This window comes from Vibrio sp. 10N.239.312.D08 (assembly GCF_041466145.1).
Taxonomy (GTDB): Bacteria; Pseudomonadota; Gammaproteobacteria; order Enterobacterales; family Vibrionaceae; genus Vibrio; species Vibrio crassostreae_C.
Genome location: NZ_JBFSSD010000118.1, coordinates 1 through 1,358 on the forward strand (window position 1 = coordinate 1; position 1,358 = coordinate 1,358).

At 39.2% G+C, this 1,358-nt stretch carries 1 protein-coding gene; it reads left to right on the forward strand.

Features of this window, described 5'->3' with window-relative positions; all coding sequences use genetic code 11:
- The first annotated feature begins 206 nt into the window (after window positions 1-206).
- Window positions 207-1,085: a hypothetical protein gene (locus AB6D58_RS24425; protein ID WP_372158792.1), complete on the forward strand. Its 879-nt coding sequence runs from the start codon at window positions 207-209 to the stop codon at window positions 1,083-1,085.
- Window positions 1,086-1,358: the final 273 nt, after the last annotated feature.

Consider the following 1,358-nt stretch of genomic DNA (forward strand, 5'->3'; position numbering starts at 1 on the left):
CTAACGACAAAGTCGTTTGGTAGTTAAGGTACGACAGAATCGCTTGGTGATCACACAAAAATGAGTAGTGACATAACTCATTTTTGCCCCTTTTCTACTTAGAGTTGTTGCTCTTCACTAAACAAGCACGATCATATTGACCAACATTTTCTAATGTAAGATGGTGATATATTATTGGTTTTATTTAGATTCTTGGGTAGCGTTTTATGAAAAGGAAAGAACAGTTAAAAGTGCTAGCAGCTAATTGCGGTACTACGTCACAATGCCCTTACTGTAACAATGAGCTAGAGAAAGTACCTAAACGTAAAGCAAAGTGTAAATCTTGTAAGAAGCCCATTTACCCAAGAAAAGAGCCATTGTCTGGTGCTCAACGCCTCTATCGTGAGGGCGATTTGTTTCTGTTGGAAGAACTGAAAGCGCTAGCAGATGGATGGTGGCGTGACTGGTATGAAGCTAATAAGGGCGTATTAAATGCACGTAAAAATTTAGCAAAAGAATGGAATGTTGATGAAGTCAATGTGTCAATTGCAGATGCTAGATGGAGAGAGTCTCATACTAACCTAGCTGAAGCGACCGAAAAGCAAGATTGGGATCTAGTCTATTCGGCCTATGAGTCTATGCTGAGGCAAGTACAAAGAGAAAAAAGCCAAGATAAAACACCTTTGGAAGAGTTGGTAGCTGGGCTTTTGGTCACTGGTTATGGGCGTGAGCGATCTATTAACGGTTACTTATTGGAGCATAGAATCGGCAGACCGCAATACATGTTGATTGACCAACTAACTACTGAGGCAAGCGAAGTTTATGAATTGGTTAAAGGCACCAATACAGCAAAGACCTATTGTACATTGTTGAATGTGTCATTAGATACGGTGATTAACCGTTACAAAGATGAACTCAAAGAAGATGATGAGATAAGAGATAGCTTAGAACAAAAAGGAGCCCCTTCAAGTGCTACAAACATCGCATCCACTTTAAATGTTGTGGAGACGCCACCTAAGGAGTCCAAGAAAAACAATGCCGCCTCAAAGCTACCAATATTGCTTCTCATACTGGCAGTAGTAATCGTGATTTTTATGAACACATAATTGCCCCAAAGTGAGTTTTGGACGAGATGATGTACTTCGTAGTTATTGAGTATTACCCTAAATATTTCTAATAGGATTTATGCAAATTGAATGATTGCCTGACGCTACACAGCCTAGTATGAACAAGATCACACATTTTGTATGAGATTTGAGTAATAATCACGTAATTGTATGCTTATAACCCGATGGAATTATGGAAGAAGAAATTGAATCAACGTTGCATATTTCGGAGCATTCCGATCAGTCATTTCGGGATTATCCGATCACCCATTT

Bases quoted from the DNA above. Each gene is read 5' to 3' on its own strand.
- AB6D58_RS24425 (WP_372158792.1), top strand. From the start codon at position 207: ATGAAAAGGAAAGAACAGTTAAAAGTGCTAGCAGCTAATTGCGGTACT.